Annotated in this window: 16 protein-coding genes; 11 read left to right on the forward strand and 5 right to left on the reverse strand. The window is 57.6% G+C overall.

Features of this window, described 5'->3' with window-relative positions:
- Nucleotides 1–25: 25 nt before the first annotated feature.
- Nucleotides 26–685: an esterase/lipase family protein gene (locus D9N14_RS07395; RefSeq protein ID WP_290578575.1), complete on the reverse strand. Its 660-nt coding sequence runs from the start codon at nt 683–685 to the stop codon at nt 26–28.
- 120 nt (nt 686–805) lie between these two features.
- On the opposite strand from D9N14_RS07395, the gene D9N14_RS07400 reads away from it, so the two are divergent.
- Nucleotides 806–1,420, forward strand: a complete 615-nt coding sequence (locus D9N14_RS07400) for a TetR/AcrR family transcriptional regulator (RefSeq protein ID WP_290578577.1) — start codon at nt 806–808, stop codon at nt 1,418–1,420.
- Entirely contained in the window at nt 1,417–3,309 is a 1,893-nt protein-coding gene (locus D9N14_RS07405; protein ID WP_290578579.1) for an MFS transporter, read from the forward strand. Before D9N14_RS07400 ends, D9N14_RS07405 begins: the two co-directional genes overlap by 4 nt.
- On the opposite strand, the gene D9N14_RS07410 is transcribed toward D9N14_RS07405, so the two are convergent.
- Nucleotides 3,289–3,483: a hypothetical protein gene (locus D9N14_RS07410; RefSeq protein ID WP_290578581.1), complete on the reverse strand. Its 195-nt coding sequence runs from the start codon at nt 3,481–3,483 to the stop codon at nt 3,289–3,291. The two genes, D9N14_RS07405 and D9N14_RS07410, sit on opposite strands and share 21 nt — an antisense overlap.
- 31 nt (nt 3,484–3,514) lie before the next feature.
- Nucleotides 3,515–4,711, reverse strand: coding sequence for an RtcB family protein (locus D9N14_RS07415; RefSeq protein ID WP_290578583.1), 1,197 nt, complete (start codon nt 4,709–4,711; stop codon nt 3,515–3,517).
- 482 nt (nt 4,712–5,193) lie between these two features.
- Here D9N14_RS07415 and D9N14_RS07420 point away from each other — a divergent pair, with 482 nt between their 5' ends.
- The 5 genes from D9N14_RS07420 (at nt 5,194) to pta (ending at nt 12,539) form a co-directional block, all read left to right on the forward strand.
- A complete protein-coding gene (locus D9N14_RS07420) occupies nt 5,194–6,480 on the forward strand; it encodes a PilT/PilU family type 4a pilus ATPase (RefSeq protein WP_290578584.1) in 1,287 nt (428 codons plus the stop codon).
- Between the two features lie 146 nt (nt 6,481–6,626).
- Nucleotides 6,627–8,777: a S8 family serine peptidase gene (locus tag D9N14_RS07425; RefSeq protein WP_290578585.1), complete on the forward strand. Its 2,151-nt coding sequence runs from the start codon at nt 6,627–6,629 to the stop codon at nt 8,775–8,777.
- A 122-nt stretch (nt 8,778–8,899) separates the two neighbouring features.
- Nucleotides 8,900–9,031, forward strand: coding sequence for a cytochrome c oxidase subunit CcoM (ccoM, locus tag D9N14_RS07430; protein WP_290578587.1), 132 nt, complete (start codon nt 8,900–8,902; stop codon nt 9,029–9,031).
- A gap of 128 nt (nt 9,032–9,159) precedes the next feature.
- Nucleotides 9,160–10,380: an acetate/propionate family kinase gene (locus D9N14_RS07435; RefSeq protein ID WP_290578588.1), complete on the forward strand. Its 1,221-nt coding sequence runs from the start codon at nt 9,160–9,162 to the stop codon at nt 10,378–10,380.
- A 23-nt stretch (nt 10,381–10,403) separates the two neighbouring features.
- Nucleotides 10,404–12,539, forward strand: coding sequence for a phosphate acetyltransferase (pta, locus tag D9N14_RS07440; RefSeq protein WP_290578589.1), 2,136 nt, complete (start codon nt 10,404–10,406; stop codon nt 12,537–12,539).
- Between the two features lie 20 nt (nt 12,540–12,559).
- Here pta and D9N14_RS07445 read toward each other — a convergent pair whose 3' ends face one another.
- Nucleotides 12,560–13,375, reverse strand: coding sequence for a DUF2797 domain-containing protein (locus D9N14_RS07445; protein ID WP_290578591.1), 816 nt, complete (start codon nt 13,373–13,375; stop codon nt 12,560–12,562).
- A 114-nt stretch (nt 13,376–13,489) separates the two neighbouring features.
- Between D9N14_RS07445 and D9N14_RS07450 the strand changes: the two genes are divergently transcribed.
- Both D9N14_RS07450 and D9N14_RS07455 read left to right on the forward strand, forming a co-directional pair.
- Nucleotides 13,490–14,335 carry a crotonase/enoyl-CoA hydratase family protein gene (locus D9N14_RS07450; protein WP_290578593.1) on the forward strand — a complete coding sequence of 282 codons (846 nt, stop codon included), beginning with the start codon at nt 13,490–13,492 and terminating at the stop codon, nt 14,333–14,335.
- 80 nt (nt 14,336–14,415) lie between these two features.
- On the forward strand, nt 14,416–15,195 hold the full coding sequence (locus D9N14_RS07455) for a YdiY family protein (RefSeq protein WP_290578595.1): 780 nt from the start codon (nt 14,416–14,418) through the stop codon (nt 15,193–15,195).
- A gap of 17 nt (nt 15,196–15,212) precedes the next feature.
- On the opposite strand, the gene D9N14_RS07460 is transcribed toward D9N14_RS07455, so the two are convergent.
- Nucleotides 15,213–16,466: an NADH:flavin oxidoreductase/NADH oxidase family protein gene (locus D9N14_RS07460; RefSeq protein WP_290578597.1), complete on the reverse strand. Its 1,254-nt coding sequence runs from the start codon at nt 16,464–16,466 to the stop codon at nt 15,213–15,215.
- A 140-nt stretch (nt 16,467–16,606) separates the two neighbouring features.
- Between D9N14_RS07460 and D9N14_RS07465 the strand changes: the two genes are divergently transcribed.
- Together D9N14_RS07465 and D9N14_RS07470 are read left to right on the forward strand one after the other, a co-directional pair.
- Nucleotides 16,607–16,888, forward strand: a complete 282-nt coding sequence (locus tag D9N14_RS07465) for a pyrimidine/purine nucleoside phosphorylase (RefSeq protein ID WP_290578599.1) — start codon at nt 16,607–16,609, stop codon at nt 16,886–16,888.
- Between the two features lie 308 nt (nt 16,889–17,196).
- Entirely contained in the window at nt 17,197–19,506 is a 2,310-nt protein-coding gene (locus D9N14_RS07470; protein WP_290578601.1) for an efflux RND transporter permease subunit, read from the forward strand.
- Nucleotides 19,507–19,530: the final 24 nt, after the last annotated feature.

Below are 19,530 nucleotides of genomic sequence, written 5' to 3' on the forward strand. Positions count from 1 at the left end.
CCGCTGCCTTACTGGCAAGCCGCCATTAGCAGAAGCGTCCGAACTGCAGGAAATGCAGAATCTGCTGACGGACCCGCTTGTCATTCATGATAAAGGTATGCCCCACGTCCAACGCCCGAAAATCCTTCATCCCCGGGTGACGGCTGCGGCTGACCGACACCTTACCATCATTCTCCTCACCGAACAGAGGCGAGAACCAGGGTTCATAGGAGGTGCGACCGGCGATGACCCCCACCTCCAACGGCAACCCGCCCTGCTCCCGGGCCAGCAACTGCAGGGGGACACTGGTGTCGTCAGTGCCCAGCTGCAGAAACGCCGGCCCCAGTATTTTCGGCAGCAGCGGGACGTGCCGCAGCACATCCACCACCTCACTGCCCTGGGAAGGTGGGGCCAGCATCACCGCCCGCCCCAGTCGACCCGGATGAATGCTCCAGTGCTGCAGACCAAAGCGCAACAGGATTCCCCCCAGGGAATGGGTCACAAAATGGATCTGACCGCTGGCCGGCAGTGCCGGCAGCAAGTCGTGAAACAAACGCCGGCACAGTTCCGCTATATTGCCACGCCGGGAGGCGTAGCCCTGATTGATCACATGATAATCCTGCCGCACCAGATATCGCTCCAGCCCTTTCATTGCCAGGGGGCTGCGGCCCAGCCCATGCAACAGTACCACGGTAGCGGCCGACATAGTCCAGTTCCTTGAATGGTAAACATTGTTCAATTATGCTTTTGGGAACAATAACAGAAAGCGTAGCCTGCCTCTACTTGATACCAACCGGGCAAACCGCTGTGACCAACAGGAATCGACATGGCACGTCGCAATGACCACACACGGGAAGAAATCCAGGGCATGGCCATTGATGCCACCCGCACCCTGATCGCCACCGAGGGACTGGAGGGTGTCAGCGCCCGCAAAGTGGCTCAGCAAATCGGCTACACCGTCGGTACGCTCTACCAGAATTTCGAAAACATCCACGAGCTGATTCTGCACGCCAACGCCTTTTCCCTGACCCAGTTACTGGCTGCGCTGGAACAGGCCTATCACCAGGAATCCAAACCCATGCAGCGCATCATCCGCATTGCCAATACCTACCTGGACTTTGGGCAGATGCATGAGAAACAGTGGGCTGCCATTTTTCGCCATACCCTGCCCCAGGGCTTTGTCATGCCCGACTGGTATCAGGCCCGCATCGACGCCCTGTTCTCGCTGATTGAACGGGCGGTGTGGGAGCTGGCCCCCGGTCGCGACAAGAAACAGATCCAGCTGGCCTCCCGCACCCTGTGGAGCAGTGTCCACGGCATCTGCATTCTCAACATCGGTAATAAGTTGTATTCGGACAATATCGCCACCCCACAAACGTTGATGCAATCTCTGGTCACTCACTATCTGAATGCCTGGGTGCGGGAAGGAAGCAAAGCATGAGCCAGCCCGACGAATCACGTTCACAGTTCAGTCTGCTCAAAACCAAACGCTTTGCGCCGTTTTTCTGGACACAATTTTTCGGCGCGTTTAACGATAATGTTTTCAAGAACGCGCTGATGGCCATGCTGACCTTCGGAATACTGCAGTCGGGGCTGGAACTGGCAAAGATGAACAATCTTGGGGCCATGTTATTCATTCTACCTTTCTTCCTGTTCTCGGCCCTGGCCGGGCAACTGGCGGATAAATATGAAAAGTCGCGACTGATCCGCTACATCAAGCTGTTGGAAATCGTGATCATGGTATTGGGGGCCCTGTGCTTTTTATACCTGCAAACCTGGGGCCTGATGCTGCTGCTGTTTCTGATGGGCACCCAGTCCACTTTCTTCGGACCGGTCAAGTACAGCATCATTCCCCAGCACCTGAAACCCGGTGAACTGGTCGGGGGGAATGCTTTGGTGGAAACCGGCACCTTCATCGCCATTCTGATTGGCACCATCGCCGCCAATGTGTTCAGCGACCTGAAAGCCGGCCCGCAAATGGTGGCCGGTATCGTCGTCATCGTTGCGATCCTGGGATTCCTTTCCAGCCTCAAAATACCCCAAGGTCCGGCCCCCAGCCCGGATTTGAAGATCCGCTTCAACCCCTTCACCGAAACCTGGCACACCATCCAATTCAGTCGCGCCAACAACGCCGTGTTTCTCGCTATCATGGGCATTTCCTGGTTCTGGTTTCTGGGCGCCGCCTATCTCACGCAAATCTACGAATACAGCCGTGTGAACCTGGGGGGTGCCCCCAGCGTGGTGATGACCTTGCTGTCCGCCTTTTCCATTGGCATCGCGGCAGGCTCCCTGTTGTGTGAACGTTTGTCGGGCCATAAGGTGGAGCTGGGCCTGGTGCCCCTGGGTTCCATCGGCCTCACCCTGTTTGGGCTGGATCTCTATTTTCACACCAGCCCCCACCACGGCACGGAACTGATCGAAGTGGGCCAGTTCCTGGCACAACCGGCAAACTATCGGGTGCTGGTGGATTTCCTCATGATCGGGCTGTCCGGTGGTCTCTACATTGTGCCGCTCTACGCCATGGTGCAGGAGCGCTCCGACGAAGCCCACCGGTCCCGCATCATCGCTGCGGTGAACATCATGAACGCGCTGTTTATGGTGGTGTCCGCCGGCACCGGGATTCTGCTGCTGGGCGTGATGGACCTGGACATTCCGGAATTCTTTGTGGTGCTGGCCATCATGAACGCCGTAGTGGCCTGGTTCATCTACACGGTGATTCCGGAATTCGCCATGCGCTTCCTGATCTGGATCATCACCCACACCATGTACCGGGTGACGCACACCGACCTGGATAAAATTCCGCAGCAGGGCCCCTGTGTGCTGGTGTGCAATCACGTTTCATATATGGATGCACTCATCATCGCCGGCGCCTGCCGACGGCCGGTGCGCTTTGTCATGTTCAAACCCATCTACGATCTGCCGGTCCTGAACTTTATTTTCCGTACTGGTAAGACCATTCCCATCCATTCCAAATCCGCTGATCCGTACACTTATGAGACGGCCTTCAAGCGTATCTCGGAGGAACTGCGGGATGGCGAGGTGGTGTGCATTTTCCCGGAAGGCAAACTGACTCAGGATGGTGACATTGACGAATTCAAATCCGGCATTGAAAAAATCATTGCGCAGGATCCGGTGCCGGTGGTGCCCATGGCATTAAAGGGTCTATGGGGAAGTTTCTTCAGCCACAAGGACAGCAAAGCCCTGACGGGTTTGCCACGTCGCTTCTGGTCCAGGGTGGAACTGGTGGCCGGGGCTGCCATTCCAGCCAGTGAGGTCAGCGCAGCACTGCTGCAGGACAAGGTGGCCCTGCTAAGAGGGGATCGCAAATAAGGGTGATGAATCATCCCGATTCATCACCTTGTTTCTCAACGCCCGTTTGTCCGCAGCACGCTGGGCTTTACGGGATTTTTCATGGACACCGCCTTTACGCAACAAGGGATCGTTGGCCAGCGGATTACGCAGCTTCCTGCGTTTGTGATTGTTGTGTTGCTGTTTGTGCTTCATACACTGCTCCTGTTCTAGATACCATGACAACTCAACCTTTGATGCACAACACCTGTTTCAGCCTGTGCACCACTTCCGCCAGATCGCTCTGGTTCTCCATTACCTGATCAATGTCCTTGTAGGCCGCGGGAATTTCGTCGAGCACGCCGCCATCCTTGCGGCACTCCACACCACGGGTTTGTGCGATCAGGTCTTCGCGGCGAAACCGCTTTTTCGCCGCCGCCCGACTCATTTTGCGACCGGCACCATGGGCACAGGAACACAATGAAGCGGCGTTGCCTTTACCACGCACAATATAGGAGTGAGCCCCCATACTGCCGGGGATAATCCCCAGCTCACCCACACCGGCCCGGATCGCTCCTTTACGGGTGACGATCACGTCTGCCCCCTGATGGTGTTCGTGGGCGATGTAATTGTGGTGGCAGTTAATGGCCTCCGAGGTCAGCTCAAACGCCGGCAGGTGATCACGCAACCCCGCCAGCAGCAAGGCCATCATTTCCCGACGGTTTTGGGCGGCATACGCCTGAGCCCACTGCACCGCAAACAGGTAGTCCGCAAAATGCCGGGTACCTTCCTGCAGATAAGCCAGGTCCTTGTCCGGCAGACTGTTCAGATGCACCCCCATATCCTTACGCGCGAGGGCAATAAAATGCTGGCCAATGGCATTGCCCACCCCCCGACTGCCGGAATGCAACATCACCCAGACATCCTGATTTTCATCCAGGCATAACTCTATAAAGTGATTGCCACCCCCCAGGCTGCCCATCTGGCAGACCCAGGTTTTGCCCAGGTTCTTTACTCTGCGGCCAATGGCGGGGTGTTTGCCGACAATGGCATCCAGGCCATCCGCCAGGGAACGGCAGGCACGATCGCGACTGTTGCTCCATTTGTGCATGGCGAAACCCACCGGCACCCGATCCTCCAGGCTACCGCGCAACGGCCGCAGGTTATCCGACAATTGATAGGCCTTCAGTGACAAACGCACCGCATGCATGCCGCACCCGATGTCCACACCCACGGCCGCCGGAATCACCGCCCCCAGGGTGGGAATCACCGAGCCCACGGTGGCGCCTTTACCCAGGTGCACATCCGGCATGGCCGCGATGTGGCCGTGCACGATGGGCAAGCTGGCAATGTTGATGAGCTGCTGAAAAGCCTGCGCCTCAATATCGTGGGTAAAAATTTTAACGGGCACTTTGCCCTTTCTGGTTTCCTGTAAAACAGGCATAACCGTTCTCCTGATCCGTCTGTGAATGCTTGCCGCCGGATGACAGGCATAAAAAAACCCCGGCATCTCGGATACCAGGGTTTCTGGTCCGGAAGCATCAATTCCTGCTTCCGAACGAAGGTTCGAAAGCCGCTTAAAGTACGTTGGTTACCTCTGCACGTTGTGTCATTTCAAACCTCCTCATGTTGTATTTAATCGTGGTATTCAATCACTGTGTTCGGTTGCTGCATTCGGTGTAGCAACGGTGCTGGGGCGCATTCTATGCCGGTGGGGCCAGAAGTCAACCACCCTGGCTAAAAATCAAATCATCTATGGCGATACGCTTTAATAACCCTTCCTGAATAAGCCACCGTGGTGATCCCGTCGTGCTGCGCATGGATTTTCCCCACTCTGCCCGGCTCCGGACAGCAGACTGTGTGACCTTGACTATACTGTTCGAACAACTTTCAGAATCTGCATCAATTCAAACACATAGGTTTGCAATGGAATTCATTGACTATCTGAAATACTTTGCTGAACGGGATGGTTCCGATCTTTACCTCTCCACCGGTGCGCCTCCCAGCGCCAAGTTCTATGGCAAGCTCACGCCCATCAGCAAGGAACCCATGCCCCCCGGGCGGGTAAAGGAAATTGCCGAGTCCATCATGAATGAGGAACAGCGGGCCGAGTTTGAACACAAGCCGGAAATGAATCTGGCCATCTCGGAGCCCGGCGTCGGCCGCTTTCGCGTGAACATCTTCAAGCAACGCAACCAGTATTCCATGGTCTGCCGCGCCATAAAAACGGACATTCCCAACTATAAAGACTTAGGACTGCCAGATATCCTGCCCAAACTGGTGATGCAGAAACGCGGCCTTATTCTGTTCGTTGGCGGCACCGGGTCGGGCAAGTCCACCTCCCTGGCGGCCCTGATCGATTATCGCAACAGCAACAGTGCGGGGCACATCATCACCATTGAGGACCCGGTGGAGTTCGTACACCAGCACAAAATGTCCATCGTCAATCAGCGGGAAGTGGGCATGGACACCAATTGTTACGACGATGCCTTGGAAAACACGTTACGTCAGGCGCCGGATGTGATTCTGATTGGTGAGATCCGTACCCAGGAGCAAATGGAACAGGCCATTGCCTTTGCCGAAACCGGCCACCTGTGTATCTCCACCCTGCACGCCAACAACGCCAACCAGGCCCTGGACCGCATCATCAACTTTTTTCCGGAAGAACGGCACAAGCAATTGTTCCTGGACCTGTCCCTGAATATCCAGGGCATTGTCTCCCAACGCCTGATCCCGACTCTGGACGGCAAACGGGCCGCCGCCATTGAGATCCTGCTGGGATCACCACGGGTGTGCGATCTGATCAAGCAGGGCAAAGTGGATGAGATCAAGGAAGTGATGCTGAAATCCGAAGCCGGCGGTATGCAGACCTTCGATACGGCTCTCTATAAATTGTATAAGGACAAAAAGATTTCGATGGAAGAAGCACTCAAGAACGCGGACTCCAAGAACAACCTGCGACTGCGCATCACCCTGGAAGAAAACCCGTCCCAGAAAGAAGCTCCAGCCGCTCCCAAAGCCGCTGCCCAACCCCAGACGGCTCCTGCCAAACCGGCGGGCCCAGCCCATTCGGCGAACCCGGCACCCGCGCCCACTACGGCCCCAGCCAAACCCGCTTCTGCATTGGATGGTCTGTCTCTGCAACCCATTGACGAAGAGGAAGAGGAAGCCCCCGCAGCCAATGGTCGCGCGTCATTCAATTTACCGAAATGAAGTTGTTATGACACATCCATGACGGCGTAGAGATTTTTTCGGTTTCCAACTCACTCGATTAGTTTTTGGTCTACTCTGATTAATACAGCGGTACATAAATGTACCGCTCCCAGGATATTTGAGTTGTTATCTTCAGGGGAATTTTGATGAGTAGTATTCCTTTCCGGAAACTGGCAGCGCTCGGTGCCATTTCCTTTTCTGTTGCCGTCTCCCAGTCTTTACCTGCTGTTGAAGTCAATGATTTGTTGTCGCAAGAGTTATGGGCGCTGAAGAACGCACCCAGAACCACCGCACCGGACAACGTGGACCCGAACCAGGTGGCGGCCACCGGCACCTGTGCAGAACGACCGGACATCAACGCCGGCAACTACACCTGTAACACTTACACACCCGCCGGTGTGGAAGACATGGACATCAATGCGGAAGAAGGTTGGGACCACTTTGTGCCCGCAACCGGCTTGCCACTGCAGCCGGTCGTGATCGCCCTGATCGATACTGGCATCGACTATCGTCATCCGGACCTGAAAAACAAAGTCTGGTTAAACCCGGGTGAAGCCACCGGTACGGACCTGGATCAGAACGGCGTCGATGATGGGTGTGAAGACGCCATCGATGGCGACAACAACGGTTACCTGAACGATTGCCACGGCGCCAACATGTTGGTGCCCCGGGTCAACGCCGATGGCAGCCTGAACAGCGAGGCAGGTGACCCCATCGACAATGCCGCAGGGCACGGTACCAACATGGCCGGAGTGATGGCCGCGGAAGGCAACAACGCCAGCGCTGATTATCACGGTGGTATTGTTGGAGTCGTCGGTCTGCAGCCCGACATTCAGGTCGCCACCTGCAAATCCGCCAAGATCGAACCTGATGTGCTGCCCCTGGTGCCGGGCGTTTCTGTGCCTGCTGCCAAAGAGACGGCAATACGGGATTGCCTCTGGTACTTCTACAATCTGAAACAAGCCGGCGTCAACATCGCGGTGATTAACGCCTCCGGCGGCATGTCCCGGTTCATCAATCTCTACGGCATCCTGTTCCCCACGGTGGGAGAAGCTTATCTGCTGGACACCCCGGAAATGTACCTGCTGGCGGACCTGCTGGAAGCGGCAGACATTCCGGTGGTGGCCGCTGCCGGCAACAACAGCTGGAGCATCGATCAGAAAACCCATGAACGGGCGTACTTTCCCGCGTCGTTTGAAAACAACAACATCATTGCCGTCGGCGCCACCAACAATCAGGGCAGCCTGTGGAGTGGCAGCAGCTACGGACGCTGGTCGGTAGACGTGCTGGCCCCGGGCGAAGACATTCTCAGCACCGCCCCCACCTATCCTATCTTTCCACAGGAAAACGCGGACTTTGTGGTAACTCACGGCACCTCCCAGGCCACGGCCTTCGTCACCGGCATCATTGCCATGCTGAAAGCCAACGCCGACACCCAGAACCTGGACGCTTTTGCCATCAAGCGACTGTTGATGAGCAGTGGCAAACCGGTTGCCGCCGGCCAGGACAAATCCGTATCCGGGGCACTGGTACGCTTGGCGGACACCGATGGCAAAGGCGCATTAACCTGCACCAATCAGCTGTTCACCCGCCGCCAATCCCCCAAAGCGGATAACCTGGTTGCCCTGCCGGGAGAAACCCTGCACCTGGAAGTACAAAGCTTCAATTGTGCTACAGCCTCCGGCGTTGGCCACATTGCGGTGAGCGTTGCCCCAACCGGCGAAACCTTCAATCTGTATGATGACGGGTTGGGTGATGACGCGCAGGCCAACGACGGCATCTACAGTGGTGACTGGACAGTACCTTTTGGTGAGTTCGAGTATTCGCTGACCACCGGCTGGGATTCCGTGAAAGCCGACGCCGATGAACTGGTGGTCACCGCGGCCATCATAGTGGACAACACCGATGAAACCGATTGGACCGGCAAGTGGTGGCCCTCCATCTATCGCGGTGGATTTTACGGCTCCAACTATCGTTATGCCTCGGTCAATGATCCGGAAAAATTATTCCTTTGGTCACCCACTGTGAACGAAGCCAATTATTACCGGGTCTATGCCCGCTGGCCGGACGGCCCCAACTTCGCCACCAACGCCACCTATCGCATTAATCATCACGACGCGGTCACCGGCAACCAGCAGATGACCTCACTGCAGGTGGACCAAACCCAAAACGGCGGCACCTGGATGGACCTGGGCGTGTATTGGTTTGACGCCGGCACCCAGTCCATTGAACTCACCAACCTGAATGCAAACGGAACGGTGGTGGCCGATGCCATTCTGCTGGTGCCCGACGCTTGATAACCGCTGCGTAATGACCTGAGTATGCATTCTAACCGTGTTTAACCGGGCCGTTTGATCTGCATCAATGCTCCTCCTCTTCACAGTGATAAAATAAAATTGTTGAAGAGGAGGCAGTTATTATGTTCCTAGACGATGTGGTCATTTCCGGTTTGATTGTGGTGGGTGGAACCTTGGCATTCCTGTTGGGAATCGGGGTGTTCGTATATCAGGACGCACATAAGAAGAAGCCGGATTCGGATGCGTTGAAATAGCCATTCATTTTGCTGTGGGCTGCTGCCCGGGGGTTCCGGCGCATCGGCTCATGGCTGCGGTTTTTATTCAACTCTGACATAAATTGTTGTTACCATAAGCGGAATTACAACCTCCCAGGGTAACAAACATGTCCTCAGGTTCCTGTCTGGTCATCAATACCGGCAGCTCTTCTGTGAAGTTTGCCGTTTTCCGTGCGGCAGATGACCAACCCTTGTGTTCGGGACAGGTTGCGGGGCTCCATTCCGCCAGCGCTGAACTGACCTTTTCTGCTACGCAAAGCACACTGCAACGATCCTTACCCAATGCCGATCACCAAGCTGCATTAAACACCATCCTGGCGCTGCTTAACGAATACGACATTCTGGATTCGGTGATTGCCGTGGGGCACCGGGTAGTGCACGGTGGACCTCGCGCCCACAAGGCCGAACCCATTACCGATGACATACTGGGCCTGATTCAGGAATACGCCGAATTTGCCCCCCTGCACAATCCGGCCAACCTCGCCGGTATCGAAGCCTGTCGACGCTTCGCCCCCAACCTGCCACAAATAGCCGTGTTTGACACCGCCTTTCACAGCACGCTCAACCCCGTTGCCAGCCATTATGCCATTCCATTGCAATGGCAACGCCAGTTCGGCATCAAACGCTTTGGCTTTCATGGTATCAACCACCACTACATCGCCCAGGCCAGTGAACCCTTGCTGCAACAATCCGGCGCCCGCAGCCTGGTGTCGGCCCATCTCGGCAACGGCTGCAGCGTGTGTGCAATCCGCGACGGCATCAGTGTCGATACCAGCATGGGGTTCACACCACTGGAAGGCCTGGTGATGGGCAGCCGCAGTGGTGATCTGGACCCGGGACTGCCGGAGTTTCTGTGCAGCAAGTTGAACCTGGACATCGCGGCACTCACTCACCAACTGAATCACCAAAGCGGACTGCAAGGCGTTTCCGGCAGCAGTGGTGACATGCGCCTGCTGTTGCAGGCCCGCGCCCAGGGGGACGAGCAAGCCGCCCTGGCCTTTGAGTTGTTTTGCTATCGTCTGGCAAAGTACATTGCCTCTTATGCGGTCCCGCTGCAGGGAGTGGATATGCTGGTGTTCACTGCCGGCATCGGCGAACATGCGGCGGAGGTGCGAGCCCGCACGGTGGAATGGCTGGCAGCGCTGAATTTCACCCTGGACCCGACGTTGAACGCAGCGCCGCAGCAGGGCCGGCGCCTGATTTCCGGCAACGGTTCCAAACCAGTCTATGTCATCCCGGCCAATGAAGAGTGGATGATCGCACAGCAGGCATTCCAGTACTTGGGCATGGATGCTGCCGCAGCGTTACCACCTGACACCCACACCTGACACCCACACGAGAGGAACCTGACTTGAAAACCTTACTGTTGACCCCCACCGGACCCGGCGTGGGCCTCACCTCCGTTTGCCTGGGCCTGGTCCATGCCCTGGATCAGATGGGTTTACGGGTCAAATATTTCAAACCCATTTCCTTTGCCCGCGAGGGGGTCGACCGTTCCACCGCACTGGTCGCCCAATCCTTCCTGTTTGATCCTCCCGAGCCGGTTGACTTGCAGCGGGCCAACAGCCTCATCAGTGAAGGCAAACTGGACCTGCTGCTGGAAGACATCATCTCCCTGCGCCAAAGTATTCTGGAGCAAAACCCCGACGAGCAACCGGATGTTCTGGTGGTGGAAGGCATCAACGAGAGCAGCAACGAAACCCTGTTTGACCAGTTCAATCTGCATCTGGCCCGGGCCCTGGATGCGCAGGTTATTTTAATCTCCACTCCCCAGGCCAGTACGGTGGAGGAGTTGAACAGTCACCTGTTGGCCACCGCCAGCCAGTTTGGCGGCGTCAATGATTCACGGGTACTGGGTTGCATCATCAACATGTTAAACGCCCCCCTGGACCGGCAGGGCCACATCCGCCCGGACATCACCAGCCCCACCTTCAACACAGCCTTCGGTCATGACACCCTGGTTACCCAGCTGCCGGTATTGCAGCGCGATGATTTTCATCTGGTGGGGGCCATTCCCTGGCATCGCAACCTGACTGCACCCCGCACCGTTGATGTGATGGCGTTCCTGCTGGCCCAGCCGTTGAGTGCGGGCGAAGCCATCGAGCGCCGGGTGTGGCAAGTGGTGGTGGCCACCCAACAGGTGGACCACCTGATCCCCCTGCTGAAACCCGGCACCCTGGTGATTACCTCACCGGATCGCAGTGACATCCTGATTACCGCCGCCATGGCGCAACAGAATGGGGTGGCACTGGCCGGGCTGCTGTTGACCCACCCGAGCTGCGATCGCCCGGCGGTGCGCGAATTCTGCCGCCCCGCCATTGATCTTGGCCTACCCATCTATCAAACGGAGCTGGACACCTATCAAACGGTGAATCTGTTGCCGGGCTTCGACAACCGGGTCCCGGTGGAGGACACCACCCGCATTCAGTACCTGATGGAAACCGTGGCCCAGAACCTGGACAAGCACTGGTTGAGACGGGTCATCGACAGCGACCGGGCACCGCGGGTGTCCCCGGCCGCATTCCGTTACAGCCTGGTGCAAAAAGCCCGCCGCGCCAAACAGCGCATCGTATTGCCGGAGGGGGACGAACCGCGCACCATCCAGGCAGCGATCACCTGCCATCATCGGGGAATTGCCCACTGCATTCTGATGGGCAACCCGGAGTCCGTGCGCACCGTCGCCGCGGCCAACGGCCTGGTACTGCCGGAACGACTGGAGATTCTGGACCCGGAACCCCTGCGCCCGAATTATGTATCGCGTTTGATGGACTTGCGGCGGCACAAGGGGCTCACCGAGGAACGGGCCATTCAGGAACTGGAAGACAACGTAGTGCTGGGCACATTGATGCTGTTCGCCAACGAAGTGGATGGACTGGTGTCCGGTGCGGTACACACCACCGCCAACACCATCCGCCCGGCCCTGCAGCTGATTCGCACCAAACCCGGCGTCAACATTGTGTCTTCAGTGTTTTTTATGTGCCTGCCGGACCAGGTCATGATCTTCGGCGATTGCGCCATCAACCCGGACCCCGACGCCAGCCAACTGGCGGACATTGCCATTGAAAGCGCAGACACCGCCGTCGCCTTCGGTATTCCCCCCAAGGTGGCCATGATCAGTTACAGCACCCTTGAATCCGGCAGCGGCGTGGATGTGGACAAAGTGCGGGAGGCCACCCGCATCGTGCGGGAGAAACGCCCGGACATCCTGGTGGACGGCCCCCTGCAATACGACGCGGCGGTGATCAAAGGCGTGGCCAGCAAGAAAGCACCGACCAGTGCTGTGGCAGGGGAAGCCACGGTGTTAATCTTCCCCGATCTGAACACTGGCAACACCACCTACAAAGCGGTGCAGCGCAGCGCTAACGTCATCAGCATCGGCCCCATGCTGCAGGGCCTGAACAAACCGGTGAACGATCTGTCCCGCGGCGCCAAGGTGGACGACATCATCTACACCATCGCCCTCACGGCCATCCAGGCCCAGGAATAAACGCAAACGGGAAGTGCGCCCTAGCAGGCCACTTCCACTTCGTAGCCGGTGAACTTGCGGATGTTGATCACCCCGCTGTCCAGAATCAGGTACTGCCCCTTGATTCCCAGCAGGGTGCCTTCCACCACCGGGTTCTTGTCAAAATTGAGGCTCACCACCTTGCTCGGATACTCCAGCACCGGATACTCAATACTGATTGCAGCGGCGTCCGTCATGGGTTCGATACTGCCCTCACCCAACTGCTCCCGCAGCACATCCAGCTCCAACCGGCATTGCTCCAGTAATGCGTCCCGCTGCGCCTGCATGTCCAGGGTATCCACCTGGTTTTTCAACATGGCCTGCCAACGGGTTTTATCGGATACGTATTTGCCCAGGGTGATCTCCACCAGCCCGGAGTGAAAACGGTTCTTCACCTGAAACACCGGCAGCGCCTGAATGGCGCCCTGGTCGATCCAGCGGGTGGGCACCTGATCATTGCGGGTAATGCCCACTTTGATGCCCGAGGAATTGGACAAGTACACGGTGTGCCCCTGAAAACAGAAATTCTGCGCCCAGTCCGGCTCACGGCAGGTGCCCTGGTCGAAGTGGCAGTTTTCCGGCTTCACGATGCAGGTATCACACTGCGCCAGTTTGCGAAAACAAGGATAGCAGTAGCCCTGGTCAAAGCTCTTCTTGGTCTTGCGCCCGCAGTGGGTGCAGAAGATCTGGCTGGTGTAGGTGAGCCTGATGGATTGTCCCAGCAACGGATTCAGATCCAGGCGCTGCTCACCCAGTGGCAATGCGTATTCCACCGGCGCCTGCAGCGACGATTTCAGCTTCGATAACGTACCTTGCATAACAGTTTGTGCACCCTTCTCTCATCAAGCTGGCTAAGCTACCAATCATCCTTGACGGGGTCAAACACCGTTGCTAAAACCCCACATACCCCAAAATAAAAAGAGCACCCCACCATGGAATACCGCGCCCTCACCGTCACCATCGAACAAAAAATCGCACACATCGTCCTTAACCGCCCGGCTGAGCTGAACACCATGAACGTGGACTTCTGGCGCGAACTGCCCCACGCCGTGCGCCAGATTGATGAACAGGCCAGTGCCCGCGTGATTGTGATTTCCTCCACCGGCAAGCATTTCACCGCCGGCATGGATCTGGGCGTGTTCATGAACCCGAAAAACATCTCTGTGCACGGCGACCCCGGCCGCAGCGCCGAAAACCTCAGGCGCCTGGTGCTGCAACTGCAGGATGCATTCAACGTGCTGGAGACCGTGCGCATCCCGGTGCTGGCGGCCGTACAGGGTGGCTGCATCGGCGGTGGACTGGACATGATCAGCGCGGCGGATTGCCGCTACTGCACCGAAGACGCCTTTTTCTGCATCAAGGAAACCGACTTAGGCATGACCGCGGATGTGGGCACCCTGCAACGCCTTCCGCACCTGATCCCCCAGGGCATGATCCGTGAGCTGGCCTACACCGGTGCCAAACTGCCCGCACAACGGGCCCTGGACATCGGTTTGGTGAATGCCGTGTACCCGGATCAGGAGAGCATGTTGAGCGCAGTGCAGCAAATCGCCCTGGAAATCAGCAAGCGCTCGCCATTGGCGATCACCGGTTGCAAGCAGATGATCAACTACACCCGTGATCACAGCGTGCAGGACAGCCTGAGCTATATGGCCACCTGGCAATCCGGTATGTTCCGGCCGGAGGATATGATGAAGGCGTTCAGCGCCAAAGCCCAGCAGATGGAGCCGGATTTCGAGGATCTGCACCCCATCAAACCGCCCTTTGCAGCGGAATAAAGTGACCGGTCTCCTGTCATTCAGGCACTCAACTCCGTATACTCGCCCCCCTGTAAATTCCAATTCAGGGGGGAAATGCCATGCAAAAATTCATTTATGCCGCACTGGCGCTGTTGCTTTCAACCCAGGTAAACGCCATCTCCAATATTGAAAGCGAACGCCCAGGCCTGCCCGTAGAAGGCTTAAGCGGTCACGTGGAAATCGGCCTGGACGGTAAAACCGGCAACAGCCGTGAAGAAACCTACAGCGGCGCCGCCAAACTGACCTTTCGCAAAAGCAGTAACATCGTTTTGGGCATCGTAGAGCGGGAATACGGTACCACCCGCGACATCAAGGACACCGACGAGAGCTTTGTACACGGCCGCTGGATTCATTTGCTGGATGAGCGCTGGGCCACCGAAGGCTTTGCGCAATGGGAAGAAAACGAGTTCGACAACCTGGTGTCCCGCTCCCTTCTGGGCGGTGGCGGCCGCTATGTGGTGGCGCAGGACGACCAGGTGTTCGACTGGTCAGTGGGCCTGGGTGCCTTCCGTGAGCGGGAAGTGCTGGATCTGGGCACCTATGAGGAAACCAGCTGGACCTGGCGCATCAACACCTTCACCGTGTACAAACACCGCCTACGGGAAAACATCGTGATCTCCGCCACCGCTTATTATCAACCCAGCACCGACGATTTCGGCGACTTCCGCACCCTGTTGGACGCAGCCCTGTCGGTGAGCCTCACGGACAAGCTCGACCTGAAGATCTACTACAAGGTGGAACACGACAGCGAGCCCGCCCGTAACCCGGATGCAGACCCGCCCATCGACGCCTATGAGACCAACACCGAATACGAGACGTCGCTGGTCTATAACTTCTGACCTGGCTGTTCCTTAATTTAATTCGCTCGCATGCGCTGCGTTCTGAAGCCTTTGACGCCGGAACGCAGCAACTGCCGCAGGAACACCAGCACCGGGCTTTCATTGGGTTTGGTGGGCTTGCCCTGGGCAATGCGCTCCAGCTGCCGGGCATACCACACAGTTTCCATCATGGCCATATCATCAATCGGTTTGATGCCGGTGATGCGGGGCTTGATGTCGATGGACCGGGTGGCTCCACTCAGCAGGCGGGCGCTGAAATCCGGCTCCACCGCCAACGGCCGGGCCAGGCCGACCATGTCCGTGGCGCCGCTGGCGATGGCATCCGCCATTCCCTGGGCCGAACGAAAACCACCGGTGACCATTAGCGCGGTGCTCACCCGGGCGCGGATTTTCTCGGCGTACTCCATAAAATACGCTTCCCGGGCCTGGGTACTGGCTTTGACATTCTTGCCGGTCATCTCCGGAACCTCATAGGTGCCACCGGAAATTTCGATCAGATCCATACCGGCTCCATCCAGCATTTCCACCACCGCCATGGATTCGTCCTCAGTGAATCCGCCGCGCTGAAAATCAGCGGAGTTCAACTTGATGGAAACCGGGTAATCGTTCCCCACCTGCTGCCGGATGGCCCGATAGATCTCCATCACAAAGCGGGCGCGGTTTTCCAGGCTGCCGCCCCATTGGTCCCGGCGTTGATTGTGATGGGGGGATAAAAACTGGCTGACCAGATAACCGTGGGCGCCGTGAATCTGCACTCCACTGAAGCCGGCCTGTTTCACCACCGCCGCCGCCGTGGCAAAACGTTCGATGATCGCTTCGATTTCACCGGGGGACAGTTCCCGCGGTGGGTTGAAGTAGCGCTCAAAGCGCGCGGCCAGCGGAATCGCCGAAGGTGCCACCGGTTGCTTGGTGACCATATTCGGGGACTGCTTGCCCGGATGATTGAGCTGCACCCAAAGCTGGGTAGCGTCCTGTGAGCCGGCCTGCGCCCAACGGGAAAGCAAAGGCAAATCCCGGGCATCCTCAATGGCCACATTGCCCGGTTCCCCCAGGGCCAGTCGATCCACCATGATGTTGCCGGTAATCACCAGGCCGGTGCCGCCCCGGGCCCAGGCATCATACAGGTTCACCAGAAGCTCCGTGGGACGGTTATCCAAAGTACCCAGGGCTTCACTCATGGCAGACTTGCCCAGGCGGTTTTTAATGACGGCCCCGCAACGCAGGGTAAGGGGTTCAGACAGGGGTTGGGAAAGGGATTCCAGGCCGGACACGGGCACCTCCAGAGAGCGCTCTATAGTTCGATACTTGTAAAACTATCGCATAATTGAGGCCTGGTCAATTTGTCCCCGCAGGAGGCTACCCGGGCGGCCCACCCGTGCTACAATCCCGCCACGTTTTCAGGAGCAGATCTATGTTTAAAACCAACCAATATTTTGACGGCAAGGTCACTTCCATTGCATTCCAGGGCGAGTCTCTGCCGGCGACCGTAGGCGTGATGGCCCCCGGTGATTACGAATTCTCCACCTCCCAGAAAGAGACCATGACGGTGGTCAGTGGCGCGCTGACGGTGCAATTGCCCGGCGCAGCAGAGTGGACCACTTATGAACGCAATGACAGCTTTGTGGTACCGGCCAATGCCAGCTTCAAACTGCAGGTAAAGCAGGATACCGCCTATCTCTGTACGTACGAGTAAGCCTGCACCGAATGGCCCCTGTACACCGGGGCCACTCCATCAACCCACCTTACTAACTGCCTTCTGCTTCTCCAGTTCGACCTCAATTTACACAAACCAGATCAAATTCAGAGCGTTTTAACGGTGCATTTTGCGCCATAACGCTGCTAGTATTTAACCAAGTTCACCTAGGGTTTGTAACCCTCGCCGTGGGCGGTTCAGCGTCAAATGGAATTGCACGGTATCGCAGGGATCGGCGGTACTGGTCTTGGGGGACCAGAGCCAGACGCCATCGAATAGTGTTTTGATTTGTGCTTGGAGTATCAACTTTGACGAAAACAGGGATGTTGGGCCTGAACATTGGCCGGGCACCAGGGCGATATCTTTGCCTGCCGCTGATTCTGGTGTTGTTGCTGGGGCTGGGCCTGACACGGCTCTCGTTCAATGTGGACTACCGGGTGTTTTTCGACGCCGATAATCCACAACTGGCGGCCTTCAATCACCTGCAGGACAACTTCAGCGCCTCTGAAAAACTGCTGCTGGTGTACACCCCCTCCTCCGGCGATGTGTTTACCGCAACCAGCCTGCGTGCCCTTCAGGCCGCCACCGCTGAACTCTGGAAAACACCCTATTCCACCCGAGTGGACTCCCTGACCAATTTTCAGCGCACCATCGCCGCCGGAGACGACCTGTTCGTGGACAACCTGGTGCCGGATGACAGTGCCTTCGACTCCGCGCAACTGGCTGACGTGAAACACTTTGCCTTGCACGAACCCATGCTGGTGAATCGTTTAATCGCACCGGGGGGGCATGTTACCGGTTTACTGGTCACCATCAACAAACCCGGCCACTCCCCCAAAGAGGCCGCTGCCATTGTGGCCCACGGCCACGAGGTGGAAGACCTGATCAAGCGGCTGGACCCCGGCGCGCGGGTGGACCTGACCGGCATGATCATGATGTCCAATACGTTTTCCGAAAGTGCGCGGGCCGATATGTCCACCCTGCTGCCGCTGATGCTGTTGCTGGTGGTGGTAGGGCTGCGTTATTTCCTGCAAAGCTGGAAAGCCACCTTCGGCATCGTACTGGTGATCCTGCTGTCGGCGGTGGGCGGCATGGGGGCCGGAGGCTGGATGGGCATTCAGCTGTCCTCACCCTCCGCGATTTCACCCATGATCATCCTCACCATTGCCGTGGCCCACTCCGTGCACATGGCGAACAGCTTCCTGCGCCTGCAATGGCAGCAGGCGAACCCCGACAACGTCAACCAGGCCATCCGCGACAACATCAAACCCATGCTGATCGCTGGCATCACCACACTGGTGGGCTTTATCACCATGAATTTCAGCGACGTTCCCCCATACCATGACCTGGGCAACATCGTGGCGGTGGGCGTGACCCTGGCCACAATGCTGTCACTGACGTTTTTGCCTGCGTTTCTGCACCTCACCAATGCCAGGCCGCGCAAGGAGCTGTTGGTGAACCGCTGGATTATTCCGTCGCTGCTGCGGCTGGTTACTCAACGCAGTGTCACCACTCTGCTGGTGGTGGGCGGTGGTGCGGTGGCCCTGAGCCTGTTCATTGGCAACAGCACCCTCAACGACCAGTTCGTGGATTACTTCGATGAACGCACCCCGTTCCGCATTGCCACCGATTACACCGATGAGCACCTCACCGGCATTTATTCCGTGGAATACGCCATCAGCCGACAAGGGTCCTCCTCCGCTGTGGACCCGCTGCTGCTGGCCGAGCTGGATGAATTCGAGACCTGGCTGTTACAACAACCGGAGGTGCGTCATGTGGCCAGCATCAGCGACACCTTCAAGCTGATCAACCAGAACATGAACGGCGGCGACCGGGCCCACTACCGGCTGCCGGCCAGCCCGGAACTGTCGGCTCAGTACCTGTTGATGTATGAGATGTCCCTGCCCTTTGGCCTGGATGTATCGGACCGCCTGAGCATGGACCGGCGCGCCACCCGGGTGGTGATCACCCTGCACAACATTTCCTCCCAGGACATGCTGACTCTGGAAACCCGCATCAACCAGCACATCAAAACCGTGTTCCCGCAGTGGGAGACCCTCAGTTCCAGCCCCATGCTGATGTTTTCCCACATCGGTCAGAAGAATATCAAAAGTATGATCATCGGGGTGCTGACGGCGCTGCTGCTGATCTCGGTGGCTCTGGCCGTGGTACTGGGTTCATTCAAGCTGGGGCTGCTCAGCCTGCTGCCCAACCTGGTGCCCATCGTATCGGTGTTCGGGCTGTGGGGTCTGCTGGTGGGCGAACTGGGCTTGTCCATGGCGCTGGTGGGGGGCATGTGCCTGGGGGTGGTGGTGGACGATACCGTGCACTTTCTGAATCGCTACCAGCTGGAACGCCGCCGCGGCGCCGATGGCAAGGCCGCCCTGGAACAGGTGCTGTATCACTCCGGCGCGCCCATCATCATCACCAGTGTGCTGCTGGCGGCCGGTTTTCTGCTGCTGGGGGGCTCCAGCTTCAAGCTCAACAGCGATATGGGCAATGCCACCGGCCTGATCATCCTGATGGCGTTGCTGTTTGACCTGCTGGCGCTGCCGGCCTGGCTGGCGTGGAGCAGCCGAACCAGCACGCAAACGGCCACCAAGGCCATCACCGACTAGCAACCTGCCAGTGGCTCAGGCTCG

The sequence above is a fragment of the Ketobacter sp. genome (genome assembly GCF_003671495.1).
GTDB lineage: Bacteria > Pseudomonadota > Gammaproteobacteria > Pseudomonadales > Ketobacteraceae > Ketobacter.

Bases quoted from the DNA above. Each gene is read 5' to 3' on its own strand.
- D9N14_RS07395 (WP_290578575.1), bottom strand. From the start codon at position 685: ATGTCGGCCGCTACCGTGGTACTGTTGCATGGGCTGGGCCGCAGCCCC.
- D9N14_RS07400 (WP_290578577.1), top strand. From the start codon at position 806: ATGGCACGTCGCAATGACCACACACGGGAAGAAATCCAGGGCATGGCC.
- D9N14_RS07405 (WP_290578579.1), top strand. From the start codon at position 1,417: ATGAGCCAGCCCGACGAATCACGTTCACAGTTCAGTCTGCTCAAAACC.
- D9N14_RS07410 (WP_290578581.1), bottom strand. From the start codon at position 3,483: ATGAAGCACAAACAGCAACACAACAATCACAAACGCAGGAAGCTGCGT.
- D9N14_RS07415 (WP_290578583.1), bottom strand. From the start codon at position 4,711: ATGCCTGTTTTACAGGAAACCAGAAAGGGCAAAGTGCCCGTTAAAATT.
- D9N14_RS07420 (WP_290578584.1), top strand. From the start codon at position 5,194: ATGGAATTCATTGACTATCTGAAATACTTTGCTGAACGGGATGGTTCC.
- D9N14_RS07425 (WP_290578585.1), top strand. From the start codon at position 6,627: ATGAGTAGTATTCCTTTCCGGAAACTGGCAGCGCTCGGTGCCATTTCC.
- ccoM (WP_290578587.1), top strand. From the start codon at position 8,900: ATGTTCCTAGACGATGTGGTCATTTCCGGTTTGATTGTGGTGGGTGGA.
- D9N14_RS07435 (WP_290578588.1), top strand. From the start codon at position 9,160: ATGTCCTCAGGTTCCTGTCTGGTCATCAATACCGGCAGCTCTTCTGTG.
- D9N14_RS07445 (WP_290578591.1), bottom strand. From the start codon at position 13,375: ATGCAAGGTACGTTATCGAAGCTGAAATCGTCGCTGCAGGCGCCGGTG.
- D9N14_RS07450 (WP_290578593.1), top strand. From the start codon at position 13,490: ATGGAATACCGCGCCCTCACCGTCACCATCGAACAAAAAATCGCACAC.
- D9N14_RS07455 (WP_290578595.1), top strand. From the start codon at position 14,416: ATGCAAAAATTCATTTATGCCGCACTGGCGCTGTTGCTTTCAACCCAG.
- D9N14_RS07465 (WP_290578599.1), top strand. From the start codon at position 16,607: ATGTTTAAAACCAACCAATATTTTGACGGCAAGGTCACTTCCATTGCA.